This window comes from Bradyrhizobium sp. USDA 4472 (assembly GCF_054058595.1).
In genome coordinates this window covers 2,182,868-2,202,717 of record NZ_JBSSAM010000001.1, presented here as the reverse complement: position 1 = coordinate 2,202,717, position 19,850 = coordinate 2,182,868, and the positions used below count along the sequence as shown (strand labels likewise).

Sequence of the window (19,850 nt, the reverse complement as noted above, 5' to 3'; positions counted from 1 at the left end):
GACCCGGAAGGGGGGCATCCCGTCCGGGTCGCTGGAGGTCTTGGGAGGTTTAACGAAACCGTATGCGAGCTTTATAGGGAGGATGTTTTTCCGCCTGATGTTGTGCTTTGTTTCATTTGTTTCGTCGGCGGTAACGTTTTGGTGCCTCGGGACAGGCCGCCAGTCACGCCACATCCCATTGATTTCATTAGACTTAAGCCGCGAAACGGTCGACCCCGCAACCCTTAAGCAAATCGGCGAGTTGCTTGCGGGCGTAGAACATCCGGGTCTTCACCGTGCTCTGGGGGATGCCGATGATCTGCCCGACCTCCTCCACCGACTTCTCGTGGTAGTAGATCAGAGTTATGATCTCGCGATGTGCGGGTGACAATTTCTGCACGCAGGCGCGCAGGATCGCGCTGGTATCGCTGCGGTCGAGCGACGCCTCGGGCGTATCCGATCCATCCGGAATCTCGCGTACGTCTTCCTGGTCGATGTCCTCGAAGCGGCGCTGGCGCATCGCGGTCAGGGCCTTGAAGCGGGCGATCGAGAGCAGCCAGGTCGAGACCTGCGAGCGGCCCTGGAACTGGCCGGCGGTCCTCCACACGTCCAGGAAGACCTGGCTGACCAGGTCTTCCGCGGTGGTGGCGTCACGCACGATGCGCAGGATGAACCGATAGACCCGCACATTGTGCCGGCAATAAAGGATGTGCATCGACGTCCGGTTGCCGTCGGCAATGCTCTCCAGAAGCATGTCGTCCGAAGTCGCCTGAGCGGCAATGATGCTCTGATTGGCCTGGGCGTTGATGGCGATGACGTTCGGCATGACTTGGCTCCCCGGTGCGCCGCAACCGAGCGGCGTTTCCTTGGATCAAAGTGTTAATGAGCCAAGGTTTCGGGACGTCTGCACGACAAGAGGAAAATGGTTTCGTGCGCGGCCAAATTGTTTCGTCACTCACGCCGCGACGAAACATTCGGACCAAAAAGGCGTGTGATTTCAATGTGTGGATATTACGGCGTCGCTGATTTGGACTGGGCGGAACCGATTTCCGGGGCTTGCGTTTGGTCGCGCCGAACACCACCGCGCGTGGGCGACGCGCTTTACGTCTTCTCGCCCGCGGGTGAGAACAGATAGCCGCCGCCGCGGATGGTGCGGATCACGGCGGGCTTGGTGGGGTCGGGCTCGATCTTGCGGCGGATGCGCATGATGCGCAGGTCCACGGCGCGGTCGAAGGCTTCGGCGTCGCGCGCATTGGCCAATTCCAGGAGGCGCTCGCGCGACAGCACGCGCTTCGGATTGGCGGCGAACACTTTCAGCAGCCCGAATTCGGACGCGGTCAGCGGATGCTCGTTGCCCTCGTCGTCGCGCAGCGCCTGGGCTTCGAGGTCGAGCCATTTGGTGCCGAAGCGTACCAATTGATCCTTGTCGGATTTCGCTGGCCCGGCGTCGCTGGCTGCTGATTTCGCCGGCGTGCTCCGGCGCAGCACCGAGCGGATTCGCGCCATCAACTCGCGCAGCTCGCAGGGCTTTGCGACGTAATCGTCGGCGCCGAGCTCGAGGCCGACCACGCGGTCGATCGGGCTCGCGGTCGCCGTGAGCATGATGACGGGGACGTTGATGCGGCTCTTGAGGTCGCGGATGATCGAGAGACCGTCTTCCTCGGGCATGTTGAGATCGAGCACGACGAGATCGGGCATGCTGCCGTCGATCGCGGCGCGCAAGCTCTTGCCTCCGTCGCACAGCGTCACGGTGAAGCCGTGCATCTTGAGGTAATCACCGACCATCTCGCGGGCGGGGGCCTCATCGTCGACGATCATGATGTGCTGGCTTTGTGTCATGTCACTTCAGATTCTTGCAGATCTCAGGACGCAAATCACGGCATCTCGGTCGCGGGCAGGGTGATGGTGAAGGTCGAGCCCTTGCCCGGACCGTCGCTCTCGGCGGTTACCTCGCCGCCGTGCATGTCGATAATACGCTTGACGATGGACAACCCAAGCCCCGTCGAGCTCTCACCTGCCGTCGGTTTTGCGGATAGCCGCTGAAACCGGCCGAACAGCCGGCCGAGGTCTTCGGGCGAGAGGCCGGCGCCCTCGTCGTTGACGCGGATGATGGTGTCGCTGCCCTCATGGCTGACCACGACGCCGATCTTGCCTGAAATCGGCGAGTATTTGATGGCGTTGCTGATGAGGTTGTCGATCGCCTCGCGGATGCGGTCGGTGTCGCACATGGTGACGATATTGGCCGGTGCGGTGACGCTGATCGTCTGCTGCTTGTTGACCGCGAGCGGCTGGTTGGCCTCGGCGACCTCCTTCACCAGGGCCGCGACGTCGACCGGCTCGCGGCGGATGGTGATGTCGAAGGCATCGGCCATCGCATCCGAGATCAGATGGTCGACCATCGTGGTCAGGCGCTTGGTGGCGTCGCGGATGTGGTCGACCTGGGCGACCACCCCCGAAGACGAGGCGCCGGTCGAGATCAGCTCCTTCAGCATCTCGGTGCGACCGAGAATGACGCCGAGCGGGTTCTTCAAATCGTGCGCGACGGTGCCCAGGATCTCGTTCTTGAAGCCGTTGGCGCGCTGCAGCCGCAACCATTGCGCCGAGAGACGGCGGTTGGCCTGCATCAGCGCGCGGGTGCGTTGGGCGACGCGGTCTTCCAGCTGCGCGTTGGCGGCCTGGAGCTGCTGGTAGAGGATGACGTTGTCGAACGCGATCGAGAGCCTGGAGGAGAATATCTCGACCAGCGAGCGGTCGGTCTCGGACAGATCGCGCTCCGACTGCAGCAGCACCACGACCTCGCGGCCGGATCCGGTGCGCAAATAGATCACGCTGCGGTGGTCGGCGAATTCGTTCTTGCGGCGCTGGAAGGCGTCCTCCACCAGCTGGCGCAAATCGGGGTCGAGCGCCTTCGAGGAGGTGGTGCCGATGAAGCGGCTGTAACAGCCGCTGCCCGCGAGCACAGAGAGTTCAGGGTCGATGCCGCCATTGTCGCGCAAAACCAGGATGCCCGCGCAATCGACGTTGAGCAGCGAGGCGAGCTGGGTCAGCACGCCCTCAGCGAGCCGCTGCATCGACTTGAAGTCGTACAGCGTCGAGGCCGCGTCGATGATGATCTCGAGCCCGCGCCGCGTCTGCACCATGCGCTCGAGCTGCTGGTAGGAACGCAGCGCCGCGGTCAGCGAGGTGAACAGCTTGTCGGCGGTGAGCTCGGTCTTGGCCTTGTAGTCGTTGATGTCGTACTGCACGATCACGCGCCGCTCCGGCGCCTGGCCGGGCTGGCCGGTGCGCAGGATGATGCGCACGGTCTCGTTCTTGAGCACGTTGCGGATGTATTCGACCAGCTCGAGGCCTGCGACGTCGGTCTCCATGATGACGTCGAGCAGCACCGCGGCGATGTCGCTGTGCTCGGCCATCAGCTTGCGGCCTTCCGCCGCGGAATGGGCGGAGAGGATCTCCAGGCTCTGGCCGTTCAGGCTGTAGTCGGACAGCGCAAAGCGGGTGCCGTCATGCACGGCCGGATCGTCGTCGATGACCGCGATCTTCCATTTCCGGGCGTCCATATCCTCCGGCGCGGTACCGGTGTCGTCGATCAGGTGGAGGACATCGTCCTGTTCGGCCATTGAGAAGTCCCGTCAGTTTCTGTGTTTTGCGCGCCGCCCTTGGCGATCCGCGGCATGATAATGCGAAAAGTAGTGCCTTGTCCCAGCTTGGATTCCAGCATCATCCGTCCGCCGAGCTGCTGGGTGACGAGGTTATAGACGATATGCAGGCCCAGTCCCGTGCCACCTTCATTGCGCCTCGTGGTAAAGAATGGGTCAAAGGCCTGGCGCTGCACGTCAGGGGTCATGCCGGCCCCGTCGTCGGCGAAGCTGATCTCGATATCGTCGGTGCCGCGGGGGCGGGCGCAGACCGTGATGGTGCCGGCGCGGCCGTCGGCAAAGGCATGGTTGGCGGCGTTGAGGAACAGATTGGTCAGGATCTGGCCATAGGAGCCGGGGTAGCCGTCGAGCAACAGCCCCTCGGGCACGTCGACATCGAGCGTGATCGGCGAGCGCTTGAGCACCGGGCGCAGGCTCGCGATGATCTGGTCGGTGGCTTCGCTCAGCGAGAATTGCCGCCGCTCGGCGTGGGAGCGGTCGACCGCGACCTGCTTGAACGACTGGATCAGCTCGCCGGCGCGGGTGAGGTTGGCGACGAGCTGCTGCGAGGCATCGCGCGAGGATTGCACGAACTCCTCGAGCTGCGAGCGGCGAAGCCCGCCGTCGCCCCTGAGCTGGGCCTCGAAGATCTCGCTGCGCCTCGCAAAACTCGAGGCGACCGTCAGGCTGATGCCGATTGGGTTGTTGACCTCGTGCGCGACGCCGGCGACGAGGCCGCCGAGTGCCGCGAGCCGTTCGGCATCGATCAGGTTCTGCTGTGCGGCATTGAGCTCGAGCAGCGCGCTCTCGGCCTTTTCCTTCGAGGCCCGCAGCTCGTCCTCGGTCTGCCGTTTCGCGATCGCGTTCTCGCGGAACACCTCCACCGCGCGCGCCATCGCGCCGACCTCGTCGCGTGCCTTGGTGCCCTGCACCTCCCGGCCGAGATCGCCGAGCGCGATCGCGCGCATCGCCGCCATGATCTGCTGCAGCGGCAGCCGGATCGACAGCGCGATCAGCACGCCGGCGCTGAGGATGATGCCGAGAAAGATCACCGCGATCGACAGCACGCGCCGTGAAATGTCGGCGAGCGTACGATCAAACGTCTCCTGCGCCTTCTGCTCGCGCTGGCGCATCTTGGTCGAGAGATCGTCGATGGCGCCGATCGCCTCGGCCTGGCTGGCATCGATGGTGTTGCGCAGCAAGTCGGTGCGGTTGGTCAATTGCTCGCTGAGCCTTGCGAAGCCCTGGCGCAGCGCCGTCGTGCGGGTCGAAAGCTTCTGCAGCGCCATCCTCTGGAGATCGTTGTCGGCCAGATCGATCATGACGGGAATGGTCTTCTCGATCGTCTCGGTGTTGCGCCGCGCTTCCTCGGCCGCACCCGGCGACAGCGACAAATAATAGGAATTGGCTGCGACCAGCATCGCCGTGAAGGCCTCGCGCGACTTGCCCAGCGACGGCCAGATCAGCGCATCGCGATGGCCGGTGGCGCCCTCGATGATGGAGTAAAGACCCGCCATGTCCCTGGCCGGCCCCTGCACCTGCTCTTCATAGGTCTTGGCGATGGTGGCCTGCACGGTGCGCAGCTCGCCGAAGCCGTTGAGAAAGCGGTCGGTGGTGCGCTCCAGCTCCTCGACCGAGCCTGACAGCATCGGGTCCTTGGCGGCGCGGTCCGTCAGCGTGCCGAGCACGGCCTCGCGCAGCAGCAGGATCTCGGCGAACAGCTCCGGGCTCGGCTGGTTGATGTAGCGGTGGATCAGGTTCTGCAGCCGTCCGGTCTCGCTTTCGAGCAGCGCCAGGACCCGGTCCGATTGGCGCACCTGGCGCACGTCATCCCAGGCCGCGCCCAGCACCTGCGCGCCGTTCCAGATCATCGCCACCAGCACGATCACGACGGCCGAGTTCAGCGCCGCGATGGAGAGGATGCGCCAGCGGATCGGCACCGCGCGCAGCACGCCGACGAGCCGGGCTCGCAGCCGTCCGATCGGGCCGGGCGGCCGCTCTGCGCTCTCGCTGGTGCCGGGCGCGATCAAGCGGCCTCACTCCACCTTGCGAATGCGTTCGAGCAGCGCGGCCGTGGCGGGGTCCTGCGCGGCCTTGGCGTATACGGGCGCCATCGCGTCCTCGAACGGCTTGCGGTCGATCGTCTTGATCACGGTGATGCCGGCGGCCTCGGCCCTGCGCTGCGATCGCTCCTCGAGGTCGCGCCATTTCTCGCGCATGAACAGGCTCGAGCGCGCCGCGGCCTCCCTGAAAATCGTCTGGTCTTCGGCCGACAGGCTGCGCCAGGCCTTGAGCGAGATCACCAGCACCTCCGGGCTCATCGTATGCTCGGTGAGGGTGTAGTAGCCGGCATATTTGTAATGGTCCGTGGTCACGAAGGACGGCCAGTTGTTTTCGGCGCCGTCGATCAGATGGGTCGCGAGCCCCGTCAGCACCTGGCCGTAGGGCAATTCGACCGGCTCGGCGCCGAGCGAGCGGATCATCTGGCTCATCAACTCCGATTGCTGCACCCGGATCCGCAATCCCTTGAGATCGGCGATGCTCTTGACCGGACGGACGCTGTTGTAGATCGAGCGTGCCCCGGAATCGTAAAAGGCGAGCCCGACGAAGCCATAAGGTTCGAAGCTGTCGAGGATCTCCCTGCCGATCGGACCGTCCAGCACCTTCTGCATGTGCTCGATGGACCGGAACAGGAACGGCATGGCGAGCACGTTCATCGCCGGGACGAAATTGCCGATCAGCGCCACGTTGGTACGGTTGAGATCGATCGCACCGGCGCGGGTCTGCTCGATGGTCTCCTTCTCCTCGCCGAGCTGGCGGGAGTGAAACACCTTGATCTCGTGCCGGCCGCCGGTGCGCTCGGAGATCAGGACGCTCATGTAGCGTAGAGCCTGGACGGTCGGGTAATCCTCGGTCTGGGTGTCGGCGGCGCGGAATTCGCGCGCAGCAGCATCCGTCGCGCACACGCCCATCGCGAACGTGGCGAGCAGAAATGCGACGAAGATCACCCCGGTCCGTGTGGGTTCGGCACGGTTTAACACTGGCACACTCAACCCCTCGGAGATGGAGTCTATGGCGAGACCGAATGGTTCAATGCAATCTAGCAGATGGTAAAGAGAAGGCCATCCCGCCGGGCTATTGTGCAGCGCGACGGGCTCTTCTTCCCGGTTGAAACGGCCTGTGCCGCGCCTTAAGCAGGGTTTGGTCGCCTTTTGCTGCTTGATCCGGGAAAAGCCATCGTGACTTCAGCATTGCGTCTATCGCAGGTCGCCGCCGCCATCATGGCCCTCGCATGGAGCTGCGAGGCGCGCGCCAAAACCGATATCGCCTGGTGGCATGCGATGTCGGGCGAGCTCGGCAAGCAGGTCGAGAAGCTCGCCTCCGACTTCAATGCCTCGCAGTCGGATTATCGCGTCGTGCCTGCTTACAAGGGCAATTACACCGAGACGGTGACGGCCGCGATCTTCGCCTTCCGCTCGCGCAGCCAGCCCGCGATCGTCCAGGTCAACGAGGTCGCCACCGCGACGATGACCGCCGCCAAGGGGGCGATCTACCCGGTGTACAGCATGATGCGGGACATGGGCGAGCCGTTCTCGATCGAGGATTACCTTCCGGCGGTCTCCGGCTACTACAGCGATGCTTCGGGCAATCTGTTGTCCTTGCCGTTCAACTCGTCGACGCCGATCCTCTATTACAACAAGACCATGTTTCGCGATGCCGGGCTCGATGCGGAGACGCCGCCGAAAACCTGGCCCGAACTCGGCGCCGTTGCAAGGCGCCTGCGCGAGCACGGCGCTGTCTGCGGGTTCACCACGTCGTGGCCGTCGTGGATTCACGTCGAGAATTTTTCGGCGTTTCACAATCTGCCGCTTGCGACCCGGGCCAACGGCTTTGCGGGCCTTGATGCCGAGCTGACCATCAACAATCCGGCCGTGGTCAAGCACATTGCCCAGCTCGCCGAATGGCAGAAGACAAAGCTGTTCGACTATGGCGGCCGCGGCCAGGCCGCCGAGCCGCGCTTCCAGAACGGCGAATGCGGCATCTTCATCGGATCCTCGGCGACGCGCGCCGATATCAAGGCGAATTCGAAATTCGAGATCGGCTACGGCATGATGCCGTATTGGCCCGACGTGAAGGGCGCGCCGCAGAACTCCATCATCGGCGGCGCCACGCTGTGGGTGCTGCGCGACCGGCCGCGCGACGAATACAAGGGCGTGGCGCGATTCTTCGCGTATCTGTCGCAGCCCGGCGTGCAGGCCGCCTGGCATCAGAACACCGGCTATTTGCCGATCACCCGCGCCGCCTTCGAGGTGACCCGCGCACAGGGCTTCTACGAGCGTAATCCGGGCTCGGCGATCTCGTTCGAGGAGATCACGCTGCATCCGCCGACGGAGAATTCGAAGGGCATCCGGCTCGGCTCCTTCAACCTGATCCGCGGCACGATCGAAGAGGAGCTGGAGCAGGCCTTCTCCGGCCAGAAGAGCGCGCAGGCCGCCCTCGATGCCGCGGTCGAACGCGGCAACAAGCTGCTGCGCCAGTTCGAGCGCGCCAGCCCGGAGCAGTAGGAATTTCAGATTGGGCCCCTCCGTCGCCGCAGATAAGGTGCGCCCCCTCTCCCGCTTGCGGGGGAGGGCTGGGGTGGGCGTCTCTCCGGTTGCGAGAACCCCCCAGTGGAAAGAGCCCTCACCCGCGCCTTCGGCGCGACCTCTCCCGCAAGCGGGAGAAGTGCACCGTCTGCTTGGTTTGCACCGATGACCATCGCGCCATCGCAAAAGTTGCCGGCCTTCGCCGACACGCTGGCCTTTCGCACCTGGCGCTCCAGCCCCCAGCAATGGTTGCCGATCGCCCTCGACATCGCTCGTAGCCACGGCCTCGATACCAGCGCGCCGCACTTATTCTCGACCGGCACCAATCTCGTGGTCGGACTCAACGACAAACTGATCCTGAAGATCTTCCCGCCGCTATTGCGCGCGCAATTCGTCGCCGAGCGCGGCTCGCTGACGCAGCTCGCGGGCCGGCTTCATTTGCCGATCCCCGAGATCGTCGCAGACGGTGAGCGCGACGGCTGGCCCTATCTGATCATCACGCGGTTGGCAGGCACGCTCGGCTCGGAGGCCTGGCCCTCATTGCCGGAGGCGCAGAAGGAGCGCGTGCTGCGCCAGATCGGCGAGACCATCGCCGCCGTGCAGCGCGTGCCGCTCGGCCCGATCGCCGAGATCGAGCCGCGCTGGGATGCGTTCATGCGCGCGCAGATGCAGGGCTGCAGGGCGCGGCACAGGCGTCTTGGCCTCGCGCCGAAATTCCTTGAAGGCCTCGACGATCTCCTGCGCGACGCCGCGACGTTGATCCCGATGGACGACCCGCCGGTGATCCTGATCGGCGAATACATTCCCGAGAATTTTCTGCTCGCCTGCGATGGCGGCAACTGGTCGCTTGCCGGCCTGTTCGACTTCGGCGACGTCCGGGCCGGCTGGCGCGATTACGATCTGCTCGGCCCCAGCGCCTTCATGGCGGCGGGCCGGCCGGGCAGGGTGCGCAGCCTGCTCGAAGGCTTCGGCTATCCCAATCCAGATTTCGCGCTGAAGCGGCGCCTGATGGCTCTGATGCTGCTGCACCAGGCCAGCGACCTCAACAGCCACATCTGCATCGAGGGCTGGCAGGCGCAGGCGAACGATCTGATCGAGCTTCAGGAGCTGATCTGGGCGTGATGGCGTGCTGCGCCTCCCAAATAGGCCAAATCGAGATTGGCCTACTATTTGAGCAAATACGTATCTTTGTATGCAATGTGCGCAGCTCGAGCGCTGACGATGCATCCGCCGGTCTCGGATATAAACGCGTGATATCAAGGTATTAATCCCTCGCTAACCCTTGGCACGAACCTTGCGAGTCCTGTTCCAACCAGAAGCATCCGCGTTGGAGCAGGCTCATGCAGCGCCGCGATTTCCTGAAATCCGTGTCCGGATTGGCCGTCGGCGCGGCGCTACCGGCCGCCCCCCACATCATCTCCCCGGCCCATGCCGATGCGCGCTCGGAGACGCTGCTGATCGTGTCGGAGGGCGGCCCCAACAATCTCGACATCCACGGCGTCGGCACCAACGTTCCGGGCTACGAGGTGTCCTGGAATTGCTACGACCGGCTGATCAGCCATGAGATGAAGACCGGTCCCGGCGGCGTGCCCTATTACGACCGCGACAAGTTCAAGGGCGAATTGGCCGAAGACTTCAGGATCGACGACATGTCGGTCACGTTCAAGCTGCGCAAGAATGCGAAATTCCACGATGGCGCGCCGGTGACGGCCAAGGACGTGAAATGGTCGCTCGACCGCGCGGTCAGCGTCGGCGGCTTCCCGACCTTCCAGATGAGCGCGGGATCGCTGACCAAGCCCGAGCAGTTCGTCGTGATCGACGACTATACCGTGCGGGTCGACTTCCTGAAGAAGGACAGGCTGACGGTCCCCGATCTCGCCGTGATCGTGCCCTGCATCGTCAACTCCGAGCTGGTGAAGAAGAATTCAAGCGAGAAGGACCCCTGGGGTCTGGAGTTCACCAAGCAGCAGACCGCGGGCTCCGGCGCCTACAAGGTGACGAAGTGGACCGCCGGCACCGAAGTGATCATGGAGCGCAACGACGACTGGGTGTGCGGTCCGCTGCCGAAGATCAAGCGCGTGATCTGGCGCATGGTGCCCCAGGCCGGCAACCGCCGCGCGCTCCTGGAGCGCGGCGACGCCGACATTTCCTACGAACTTCCGAACAAGGATTTTCAGGAGATGAAGGCCAACGGCAAGCTCAACGTGGTGTCGCTGCCGTTCTCCAACGGCATCCAATATATCGGCATGAACGTCACCAGGCCGCCGTTCGACAATCCCAAGGTCCGTCAGGCCGTCGCCTATGCGCTGCCCTACCAGAAGATCATGGACGCCGTGATGTTCGGGCTGGCGAATCCGATGTTCGGTGCCGCGAAGGACAAGCCGACCGAAGTCGCCTGGCCGCAGCCGCACAAATACAACACCGACATCGAGAAGGCGAAGGCGCTGATGGCGGAAGCAGGCCTCGCCGGCGGCTTCGAGACCACGATCTCGTTCGACCTGAATTTCGCCGGTGTCAACGAGCCGCTCTGCGTGCTGGTGCAGGAGAGCCTCGCCCAGATCGGCATCAAGACCATCATCAACAAGGTGCCGGGCGCCAACTGGCGTACTGAGCTCAACAAGAAGGAGATGCCGCTCTTCACCAACGTGTTCTCGGGCTGGCTCGATTACCCCGAATACTTCTTCTACTGGTGCTATCACGGCAACAATTCCGTCTTCAACACCATGAGCTACAAGTCGGCGGAGATGGACAGGCTGATCGACGGCGCGCGCACCGCTGCCGCCAGCGGCGACACAGCCGCCTACGGTGCCGACGTCAAGGGTTTCGTTGACCTCGCCTACACCGACATCCCGCGCATCCCGCTGTACCAGCCCTTCGTCAACGTCGCGATGCAGAAGAACATCAGCGGCTACCAGTACTGGTTTCACCGCAGACTGGACTATCGCGCGATGGCGAAGGGGTGAGTGGCGACTAGCGAATAGGGGGTAGCGAATGCGGATTGTCGGCCATGAGTAAGCCATTCGCCACTCGCTATTCACCATTCGCACGAGCGGAGCGAGCCCCATGCTCACCATGATCGGCAAGCGCCTGATGTTTGCGATTCCCTCGCTGATCGGCGTCGTCATCGTCACCTTCCTGCTGACGCGCGCGTTGCCGGGTGATCCCGCCGCTTATTTTGCCGGTCCCGCAGCGACCAAGGAAGCCGTCGAGCAGATTCGCAAAAAGCTCGGCCTCGACAAGCCGTTGATCGAGCAGTTCTTCCGCTACACCAACGATCTCGCCCATGGCGATTTCGGCAACTCGCTGACGACGGGGCAGCCGGTCGCAGCCGAAATTCGCAACCGCCTGCCGGCCTCCGCCGAGCTGACGCTGCTGGGCCTGATCGTCTCCGTCGCGATCGCCATTCCGCTCGGCGTATTGGCCGCAACACGGCCGGGATCGTGGATCGACCATCTCTGCCGGGTGACGACGACAGCGGGCGTCTCGCTGCCGGTGTTCTTCACCGGTCTCGTGCTGGTCTATGTCTTCTACTTCCGGCTCGGCTGGTCGCCGGCACCCCTCGGCCGCTTGGACGTGTTCTACAGCGCACCGCCGGCTGTCACCGGCTTCTATCTGGTCGACACCCTGATCGCCCGCGACTTCGAGGCGTTTCGCTCGGCGCTGGGCCAGCTCATCCTCCCTGCGACGACGCTCGCGATCTTCTCGCTGGCGCCGATCGCGCGCATGACGCGCGCCTCCATGCTCGCGGTGCTCGCATCCGAATTCGTTCGCACCGCGCGCGCCAGCGGCCTGGCACCGTCGACAGTCATCGTCACCTATGCCTTCCGCAATGCGATGCTTCCCGTCGTCACCACGCTCAGCATGGTGTTCTCGTTCCTGCTTGGCGCCAACGTGCTGGTGGAAAAGGTGTTCGCCTGGCCCGGCATCGGCTCCTACGCGGTGGAAGCGCTGATCTCGTCGGACTTCGCGCCGGTCCAGGGTTTCGTCCTCACCATGGCGGTCATGTACGTGCTGCTCAATCTCGTGATCGACATCTTGTACGGCGTGATCGATCCGCGCGTGCGGCTGGAGGGTTAGCGCATCATGATCGCGGTCGATGCGAGTCACGCGAGCGGTGCGCTCCCTCCCCCGCTTGCGGGGGAGGGTTGGCGAGACGGGAGAGGTGAAGCCAACTCCCGGCTCGCTACCCAAAGTCATGATGCTCCAGGAGTGAAACAATGAGCTCCGTTGCGCCTGCTGTCGAACCCGTCGGCCCTGCGCGGACCTCGGGGCTTGGTGCCGTCCTCGAACAGACCCGCTACGTGCTGAGCGAGAACAAGGTCACGGGCTTCGCTTTCGCTCTGCTGATCCTGATCCTGATCGCCGCGATCTTCGGCCCCTCGGTGGTGCCCTACGATCCGCTGGCCTCCGACACCGCCGCGGCGCTGAAACCGCCATCGGCCGCGCACTGGTTCGGCACCGACCAGCTTGGCCGGGACATTTTCAGCCGTGTCGTGGTGGCGACGCGGCTCGATACGTTCATTGCAGTCGCTTCGGTCGTGCTGGTGTTTTTGATGGGCGGGCTCGCCGGCATCGCGGCCGGCTATTTCGGCGGCTGGACCGACCGCATCGTCGGCCGCATCGCCGATACCATCATGGCCTTCCCGCTGTTCGTGCTGGCCATGGGCATCGTTGCGGCGCTCGGCAACACGGTTCAGAACATCATCCTCGCGACCGCCATCGTGAACTTCCCGCTCTATGCCCGCGTCGCCCGCGCGGAGGCGAACGTCCGTCGCAATGCCGGTTTCGTGCAGGCGGCGCGCCTCTCCGGCAACGGCGAGTTCCGAGTTCTTCTGGTGCACATCCTGCCGAACATCATGCCGATCATGATCGTGCAGATGTCGCTGACCATGGGCTATGCCATCCTCAACGCCGCGGGTCTCTCCTTCATCGGCCTCGGTGTTCGCCCGCCGACCGCCGAATGGGGCATCATGGTCGCGGAAGGCGCGGGCTTCATGGTGTCAGGCGAGTGGTGGATCGCGCTGTTCCCCGGCCTTGCGCTGATGACCGCCGTGTTCTGCTTCAACCTCCTCGGCGACGGCCTGCGCGACATCGTCGACCCCCAGCGGAGGACATGATGGTCTGGCAGAAATTCTCCAATGATTCCAACCTTCGTTCTACGGTGCATGGGGTTGTTTTCGATATCTTGAGCAACGTGACCCGTCCATGACCGCCCAACCGCTGCTCGACGTCCAGGATCTCACCGTCGAATTCACCACCCGCCGCGGCATCGTCAAGGCCGTGCAGCACGTCAACATCTCCGTCGCCAAGGGCGAGACGCTCGCGATCGTCGGCGAATCAGGCTCCGGCAAGTCGGTGACGTCCTATGCGGTGATGCGCATCCTCGACCGCGCGGGGCGGATCGCCGAGGGCTCGGTGATGTTCTCGGGCATCGACGTCAAGGCGGCGAGCGAAGGCCAGATGCGCGATTTGCGCGGCCGCGAAGTCTCGATGATCTTCCAGAACCCGCGTGCCGCGTTGAACCCGATCCGCAAGGTCGGCGATCAGATCGAGGATGTGCTGCGCACCCATGTGCAGCAGGCGATGGTTTCGGACCACGGCGAAAAGGCGATCGAGGCGCTGGAGCAGGTCAAGATCGCCCGGCCGCGCGAGCGCTATCACGCTTATCCGTTCGAGCTGTCAGGCGGCATGTGCCAGCGCGTCGTCATCGCGCTCGCACTCGCCTGCAATCCGCAGCTCTTGATCGCGGACGAGCCGACGACGGGTCTCGACGTGACGACGCAGAAGGCGGTGATGGATTTGATCGTCGAGCTCACAAAGCGCCGCGCGATGTCGACCATCCTGATCACCCACGATCTCGGCCTCGCCGCCGCCTATTGCGACCGCGTGGTCGTCATGGAGAAGGGCCGAGTCGTCGAGACTGCCAAGGCCGCCGACATCTTCGCGAGCCCGCAGCACCCCTACACCAGGAAGCTGATGCGCGCGACGCCGCGGCTCGGCGTGAGCTTGCGGGATCTGCTGCCCGAGGAAGAGGGCGCGACTGTCATGCCCGGGCTCGACCCGGCCATCCATCACGCTTCGCAAGACTCATCTCGATCGATGGACCCCCGGGTCAAGCCCGGGGGTGACGAGACTCTCAAGCCCCTCCTGCTCATCGAAAAGCTCGTCAAGGAATATCCCCGCCAGGGCGCCACCGCGACGCTCGGAAAGCTGTTCGGCCGCAAGCCGCGCCTCGAGCCCGACATGTTCCGCGCGGTCGACGGGATCAGCTTCTCGATGCGCGCCGGCGAGAGCGTCGGCCTGGTCGGCGAATCCGGCTGCGGCAAATCGACCACGTCGATGATGGTGATGCGGCTGCTCGACCAGACCTCGGGCCTGATCCAGTTCGACGGTGAGGACATCTCCGGCATCGCGCCATCAGCCTTTGCCCGGCTGCCGCAGCGCAGCCGCATCCAGATGGTGTTCCAGGATCCGACCGACAGCCTCAACCCGCGCTTCACCGCGGCGCGCGCCATCGCGGACCCCATCATGCAACTCGGCGACAGCAGGGGCCGCGATGCGCTTCGTGCTCGCTGCGAGGAGCTTGCGACCATGGTCGGCCTGCCGCACGATCTGCTGGATCGCTTCCCACACCAGCTCTCCGGCGGCCAGAAGGCCCGCGTCGGCATCGCCCGCGCGATCGCGCTGCATCCCAAGCTGGTCATCCTGGACGAGCCGACCGCGGCCCTGGACGTCTCGGTGCAGGCGGTTGTCCTGAACCTGCTTCAGGATCTCAAGGCGCGGCTAGGTATGAGCTATCTGTTCGTCTCTCATGATTTGAATGTAGTGCGCTTGTTGTGCGATCGTGTCATTGTGATGCGGGCGGGGCGGATCGTCGAGCAAGGCGCTTCCGAGAAGGTCTTGAGCGATCCGCAGGATGACTACACCAAGGAGCTGCTGACGGCGATCCCGCATCCGCCGTTGCCGGTGCACTGATTGTTTGGGAGCGTGATGGCCGAGCCGCTGGACGACTATATCGACGCCGTATCGAAAGCGCTGGCGCTGCCGGTGGAAGAGGCCTGGCGGCCCGCTGTGCGTGCCAATCTCGAAGTGTCGCTGCGGCTTGGTCGCCTGGTCGACGAATTCGCGCTGCCGGACGAGACCGAGCCCGCGCCTATCTTCACGGCCTGATGCTGCCATGACCACCAATCCACAGATGACGGCCGCGGGAATCGCAAGTTCGGTCGCCGGCGGCAAGATGACCGCGCTCGACGCCACTGAAGCCGCTCTTGCGCGCATCAAGCAGCACGACACTACCCTCAACTCCTTCACCGACGTCACCGCCGATCGCGCCCGTGCGAAAGCACGCGCCATCGACGCCGACATTGCGGCCGGCAAGACAGTCGGCCCGCTCGCCGGCGTTCCCTTCGCCGTGAAGAATCTGTTCGACGTCGCGGGCCTGCCCACGCGAGCCGGCTCGAAGATCAACCGCGACCTCGCGCCGGCGACACGCGATGCCGCGCTGATCGAGCGCATGGAAGCCGCCGGCGGCCGTTCTCGTCGGCGCGCTCAACATGGGCGAATATGCCTATGACTTCACCGGCGAGAACATCCACGACGGTCCCTCGCGCAATCCGCATGACACCACGCGGATGAGCGGCGGCTCCTCCGGCGGTTCGGGTAGCGCGGTCGGCGGCGCGCTGGTGCCGATCGCGCTCGGTTCGGACACCAATGGCTCGATCCGCGTGCCGTCGTCTTTCTGCGGCATCTTTGGCCTGAAGCCGACTTATGGCCGCCTGTCGCGGGCGCGCTCGTTCCCGTTCGTGGCGAGCCTCGATCATCTCGGCCCGTTCGCACGCGATGTCACCGATCTCGCGCTTGCCTATGATGCGATGCAGGGCCCGGATGCGGACGATGACGCCTGCACCACGCGTGGTTTGGAGCCGACATTGCCGCTGCTTGCCAATCCGATCTCGGATTTACGCATCGCAATCGCCGGCGGATACTTCCAGAAGAATGTATTTCCGGAAGCCGTCGAAGCGGTCAGCCGCGTTGCCAAAGCGCTTGGCGCGACAGAGGTCGTGGACGTGCCCGAAGCCGCGCGTGCCCGGGCCGCGGCCTATGTCATCACCACCACCGAGGGCGCCTCGCTGCATCTCGATCGCCTGCGCAAGCGTCCCAACGATTTCGATCCGGCCGTGCGTGACCGCCTGATCGCCGGCGCGATGGTGCCCGCGCCGCTGGTCGATCGCGCGCAAAAATTCCGTCGCTGGTATCGCGCGCAATTCGCGGAGATTTTCAGATCCGTCGACGTGCTGATCGCACCGGCCACACCCTGCACCGCGCCGAAGCTTGGTCAGGTCAATTTCAATCTGGACGGCGTCGAACTGCCAGTGCGCGCCAATATCGGCATCCATACCCAGCCGATCTCGTTCATCGGCCTGCCCGTGGTTGCGGTGCCGGTGCCGCTCGAGCCATTGCCGATCGGCGTGCAGATCATCTGTGCGCCCTGGCGCGAGGACATTGCGCTCCGCGTCGCGTACGCATTGGAGAAGATGGGTGTCGTCGCAGCGCCCGACCCAAGAGGAATTTGAGATGGAGATCGATCTCCCCGACGTGATCGCGGAAGTCAAAGCCGCATTCGAGCGCTATGAGCAGGCCCTCGTCAGCAACGACGTTGTCGTGCTCGGCGAACTCTTCCGCAATGATCCTCGTACGCTGCGCTACGGCATCGGCGAGAACCTCTACGGCTATGAGGCGATCTCCGGCTTCCGCGCCGGCCGCTCGCCGGTTGGTCTCAACCGTCGCACCGCCAAGACGGTGATCTCGAGCTATGGCCGCGACACGGCGGTCGCCTCCACCCTGTTCTATCGCGACACGGCTCCCGGCAAGGTCGGGCGGCAGATGCAGACCTGGATTCGTTTCCCTGAGGGCTGGCGCGTCGTCGCTGCCCATGTCAGCATCATCGACGAGTCGAAAGAGACCTGACCGTATGACGCTTGACGATTTTCCGCCCGGGATACTGCCGGCCGAACCGGTGGTGCCGCGGGTCGACCGGGCCTCGCCATTGCTGAAGGTCACGCGCGCCGAAGAAATCCGCCTCCAGCTTGCCGACGAGATCGTGCGCGGAACCTTGGCGCCGGGCGCGCCGCTGGACGAAACCGACATCGCGCGACGCTTCAGCGTCTCGCGCACGCCGGTGCGCGAAGCCTTGCGTCAGCTGGTCGCAAGCGGCCTGGTCGAGGCGCGGCCGCATCGCGGCGCGGTCGTCGCGCAACCCTCGATCGAACGGCTGACGAGCATGTTCGACGCGATGGCCGAGCTGGAGGCACTGTGTGCCGGCCTCGCCGCCGAGCGCATGTCGGCCGCCGAGCGTCACGGCCTGGAGGCCATCCACGAAGAGCTGCGCGTTCTCAGCTACGCCGGCAATCCCGATCGCTTTCACGAGGTCAACGAGCGTTTCCACAACGCGATCTATGCCGGATCGCAGAACGGCTATATCGCCGAGATCACGCTGGCGACGCGAGTTCGGGTGCAGCCGTTCCGCCGCGCCCAGTTCCGCAATCTCGGCCGATTGGCAAAATCTCAAGCCGAGCACGACCGTGTCGTCGTCGCCATCATGCGCGGCGACAAGCAGGGCGCCGCCGCCGCGATGCGCGCCCATATCGAACTCGTGCGCGGGGAGTACGAGATTTACGCAGTGTCGGTGTAGGCTCTACGCCGTCGCGGCCTCCGCCATGAACTTCCGCCATCCCCCAAAGGCGGTGATATCCCGCGCCTCGCCCAATACTTCCGGCTCGACGAGAAACCCCTTGACGGTGCGGCCATCCGCCAGCCTGATCGTACCGATCGCCATCGGCGCGGGAATCGCGTTGACGAACTTGCCGAACGCGGACGGTGACAGCGACCAGATCTCCAGCTCGATCGATGCGCCTTTTCCAGCCCCGACGCGCAGCATGCCGGGCTTCGGCGGCGTGGTCTCGAGTGCGTAGAGCTTGTAGTCCGGCGCAGTCTCCGACGCCTCGACAAGCTTTGCATTCAGCGCCTTCAGTTCGCCGTTGAGCGCCATGCCGGAGAGATGCGCGCCGACCACCGCAATCGGAATCCCGTCGTCGCTACCACCCGGCAAAGGGGCGAGCGGCGCTTGCGCCGCGCCCTTCGCGCCAACCGTCAGCTTCGTATCCGCATGGAACACGCGGCCGATGCTCGCAAGCAGCGCATCGCATCCGGCCGGCGCGAGCAGCGTGATCCCGAACGGAATGCCGTCCGCACGCATTGCGGCCGGCACGGCGAGACCGCAGAGGTCGAGCAGATTGACAAAATTGGTGTAGGTGCCGAGCCGGCTGTTGAGCTCGATCGGATTGGCCAGCACCTGCGCGGTCGTGTAGGGCGTCGGCGCCGTCGGCAGCACCAGCGCGTCGATGTTTGCAAACGTGCGCTCGGCGATCTTGCGTAGGCCCTGCAGGCGGTAGAGCGCGGAGAAAGTGTCCGCTGCCGTGAGCCGCGCGCCGGCGGCAGTGATCTCTCGTGTCACTGGATGAATAGCATCGGGTGCCGAAGCCAGCAGATTCTTGATCACGAGATACCGCTCGGCAACCCAGGGCCCCTCATAGAGCAGCCGTGCCGTCTCGTAGAACGGCTCGAGATCGAATTCGACCAGCGCGGCACCGAGAGCCGTCCAGCGTTTGAGGGCTTCGCCGTAAGCAGCTTCCGATTTCGTGTCGCCGAAGAAGATCAACTGCCCATTCCGCGGCACGCCCAGCCGCAAATTCGCTGGAAAGCGTGTGAGCGCCTGAAGCGGCCGGTCGCGCGAGAACGGATCGGCCTGGTCAGGTCCGGCCATGACCGACAGCGCAAGCGCCGCGTCATCCACCGTCAGCGCGAATACCGAGATGCAGTCCAGCGTTCGGCAGGCCGGCACCAGGCCAGCAGTCGAGATCATGCCGAGGCTCGGCTTCAGTCCGACGATGTTGTTGAGCATCGCCGGCACGCGCCCGCTGCCGGCCGTGTCGGTGCCAAGCGCCAGCGGCACGAGCCCTGCGCCGACCGCGACCGCCGAGCCTGAGCTCGATCCGCCGGGAATCAGATCCTCGCGGATCGAATTCCTGGGAATGCCGTAGGGCGATCGCACGCCGACGAGGCCGGTTGCGAACTGGTCCAGATTGGTCTTGCCGATGATGATCGCGCCCGCTGCCCGCAGCCGCTCTACGGCGGTCGAGTCCTGCGCCGGCGTGTAAGAGAACGCCGGGCAGGCCGCCGTGGTCGGAAATCCCAGCGCGTCGATGTTGTCCTTCACCGCGACCGGCACGCCGTAGAGCGGCAAGCTGGCGGGGTCCTTGGCGGCAAGCTTTTCGGCTTCCGCGATCGCGTCCTTCTCGTCGCGCAGGCTGATGAAAACAGCGGGATCGTTGTGGTCGCGGATGCGCTGAAAGGTTCGCGCGATCGTCTGCGCCGGCGTGATGGTGCCCGCGCGATGCGCGGCCACGATCGCGGCGATCGTTTCAGGCTGTTCAGCCCCCATGGCGACAAAACTCCGGCAACAGGTCTCACCCGGATTGAAGCAAGCGATGTGCCATTGTGTACATTATCCGGGCGGTGCAGTCGTTCCGGATATCGTCCTGAGATCATAGGCTTGATGGATGGGCTGATGCGCGGGAAGCCGTCCCGC

15 protein-coding genes and 1 pseudogene are annotated in these 19,850 nt (G+C 64.6%); 10 read left to right on the top strand and 6 right to left on the bottom strand.

Translation table 11 applies throughout. The annotated features are described in order from the left end of the window. Positions 1-193 precede the first annotated feature (193 nt). The 5 genes from ACVWZ4_RS10040 to ACVWZ4_RS10020 form a co-directional block, all read right to left on the bottom strand. Positions 194-805, bottom strand: coding sequence for a sigma-70 family RNA polymerase sigma factor (locus ACVWZ4_RS10040; protein WP_456700789.1), 612 nt, complete (start codon positions 803-805; stop codon positions 194-196). A gap of 275 nt (positions 806-1,080) precedes the next feature. After that, a complete protein-coding gene (locus ACVWZ4_RS10035; RefSeq protein WP_456700790.1) occupies positions 1,081-1,818 on the bottom strand; it encodes a response regulator in 738 nt (245 codons plus the stop codon). 35 nt (positions 1,819-1,853) lie between these two features. Then, a complete protein-coding gene (locus ACVWZ4_RS10030) occupies positions 1,854-3,599 on the bottom strand; it encodes an ATP-binding response regulator (protein ID WP_456700791.1) in 1,746 nt (581 codons plus the stop codon). Beyond that, positions 3,569-5,599: an ATP-binding protein gene (locus ACVWZ4_RS10025; RefSeq protein WP_456742198.1), complete on the bottom strand. Its 2,031-nt coding sequence runs from the start codon at positions 5,597-5,599 to the stop codon at positions 3,569-3,571. The genes ACVWZ4_RS10030 and ACVWZ4_RS10025 overlap by 31 nt, the downstream gene beginning before the upstream one ends. A gap of 54 nt (positions 5,600-5,653) precedes the next feature. After that, positions 5,654-6,664 (bottom strand): TRAP transporter substrate-binding protein, encoded by a 1,011-nt coding sequence (locus ACVWZ4_RS10020; RefSeq protein ID WP_456739003.1) that lies wholly within the window; start codon positions 6,662-6,664, stop codon positions 5,654-5,656. Positions 6,665-6,868: 204 nt separating this feature from the next. Between ACVWZ4_RS10020 and ugpB the strand changes: the two genes are divergently transcribed. From ugpB to ACVWZ4_RS09970, 10 genes and pseudogenes are all read left to right on the top strand, one after another. After that, positions 6,869-8,182: a sn-glycerol-3-phosphate ABC transporter substrate-binding protein UgpB gene (gene ugpB / locus ACVWZ4_RS10015; RefSeq protein WP_456742197.1), complete on the top strand. Its 1,314-nt coding sequence runs from the start codon at positions 6,869-6,871 to the stop codon at positions 8,180-8,182. A 186-nt stretch (positions 8,183-8,368) separates the two neighbouring features. Continuing rightward, the gene (locus tag ACVWZ4_RS10010) at positions 8,369-9,325 is read left to right on the top strand and encodes an aminoglycoside phosphotransferase family protein (protein WP_456700794.1); all 957 of its coding nucleotides are present in this window, start codon (positions 8,369-8,371) and stop codon (positions 9,323-9,325) included. A 218-nt stretch (positions 9,326-9,543) separates the two neighbouring features. Further along, on the top strand, positions 9,544-11,166 hold the full coding sequence (locus ACVWZ4_RS10005) for an ABC transporter substrate-binding protein (RefSeq protein WP_456700795.1): 1,623 nt from the start codon (positions 9,544-9,546) through the stop codon (positions 11,164-11,166). A gap of 100 nt (positions 11,167-11,266) precedes the next feature. Further along, a complete protein-coding gene (locus tag ACVWZ4_RS10000; RefSeq protein WP_456700796.1) occupies positions 11,267-12,280 on the top strand; it encodes an ABC transporter permease in 1,014 nt (337 codons plus the stop codon). 140 nt (positions 12,281-12,420) lie between these two features. Further along, on the top strand, positions 12,421-13,320 hold the full coding sequence (locus tag ACVWZ4_RS09995; protein WP_456700797.1) for an ABC transporter permease: 900 nt from the start codon (positions 12,421-12,423) through the stop codon (positions 13,318-13,320). Positions 13,321-13,408: 88 nt separating this feature from the next. Then, positions 13,409-15,178, top strand: coding sequence for a dipeptide ABC transporter ATP-binding protein (locus tag ACVWZ4_RS09990; RefSeq protein WP_456740205.1), 1,770 nt, complete (start codon positions 13,409-13,411; stop codon positions 15,176-15,178). A 15-nt stretch (positions 15,179-15,193) separates the two neighbouring features. After that, positions 15,194-15,373, top strand: a complete 180-nt coding sequence (locus ACVWZ4_RS09985) for a DUF4089 domain-containing protein (protein ID WP_128930863.1) — start codon at positions 15,194-15,196, stop codon at positions 15,371-15,373. A 7-nt stretch (positions 15,374-15,380) separates the two neighbouring features. After that, positions 15,381-16,776: pseudogene (locus ACVWZ4_RS09980) on the top strand (AtzE family amidohydrolase). A gap of 1 nt (position 16,777) precedes the next feature. Next, positions 16,778-17,170: an oxalurate catabolism protein HpxZ gene (gene hpxZ / locus ACVWZ4_RS09975; protein WP_456700800.1), complete on the top strand. Its 393-nt coding sequence runs from the start codon at positions 16,778-16,780 to the stop codon at positions 17,168-17,170. 4 nt (positions 17,171-17,174) lie between these two features. Beyond that, positions 17,175-17,894, top strand: a complete 720-nt coding sequence (locus ACVWZ4_RS09970) for a GntR family transcriptional regulator (RefSeq protein WP_456740204.1) — start codon at positions 17,175-17,177, stop codon at positions 17,892-17,894. 3 nt (positions 17,895-17,897) lie between these two features. Here ACVWZ4_RS09970 and atzF read toward each other — a convergent pair whose 3' ends face one another. Continuing rightward, positions 17,898-19,703 carry an allophanate hydrolase gene (gene atzF / locus ACVWZ4_RS09965; protein ID WP_456740203.1) on the bottom strand — a complete coding sequence of 602 codons (1,806 nt, stop codon included), beginning with the start codon at positions 19,701-19,703 and terminating at the stop codon, positions 17,898-17,900. Between the last annotated feature and the right edge of the window lie 147 nt (positions 19,704-19,850).

Bases quoted from the DNA above. Each gene is read 5' to 3' on its own strand.
- ACVWZ4_RS10040 (WP_456700789.1), bottom strand. From the start codon at position 805: ATGCCGAACGTCATCGCCATCAACGCCCAGGCCAATCAGAGCATCATT.
- atzF (WP_456740203.1), bottom strand. From the start codon at position 19,703: ATGGGGGCTGAACAGCCTGAAACGATCGCCGCGATCGTGGCCGCGCAT.
- ACVWZ4_RS10005 (WP_456700795.1), top strand. From the start codon at position 9,544: ATGCAGCGCCGCGATTTCCTGAAATCCGTGTCCGGATTGGCCGTCGGC.
- ACVWZ4_RS10030 (WP_456700791.1), bottom strand. From the start codon at position 3,599: ATGGCCGAACAGGACGATGTCCTCCACCTGATCGACGACACCGGTACC.
- ACVWZ4_RS09990 (WP_456740205.1), top strand. From the start codon at position 13,409: ATGACCGCCCAACCGCTGCTCGACGTCCAGGATCTCACCGTCGAATTC.
- ACVWZ4_RS09985 (WP_128930863.1), top strand. From the start codon at position 15,194: ATGGCCGAGCCGCTGGACGACTATATCGACGCCGTATCGAAAGCGCTG.
- ACVWZ4_RS10010 (WP_456700794.1), top strand. From the start codon at position 8,369: ATGACCATCGCGCCATCGCAAAAGTTGCCGGCCTTCGCCGACACGCTG.
- ACVWZ4_RS10000 (WP_456700796.1), top strand. From the start codon at position 11,267: ATGCTCACCATGATCGGCAAGCGCCTGATGTTTGCGATTCCCTCGCTG.
- ACVWZ4_RS10035 (WP_456700790.1), bottom strand. From the start codon at position 1,818: ATGACACAAAGCCAGCACATCATGATCGTCGACGATGAGGCCCCCGCC.
- ACVWZ4_RS09970 (WP_456740204.1), top strand. From the start codon at position 17,175: ATGACGCTTGACGATTTTCCGCCCGGGATACTGCCGGCCGAACCGGTG.
- ACVWZ4_RS09995 (WP_456700797.1), top strand. From the start codon at position 12,421: ATGAGCTCCGTTGCGCCTGCTGTCGAACCCGTCGGCCCTGCGCGGACC.
- hpxZ (WP_456700800.1), top strand. From the start codon at position 16,778: ATGGAGATCGATCTCCCCGACGTGATCGCGGAAGTCAAAGCCGCATTC.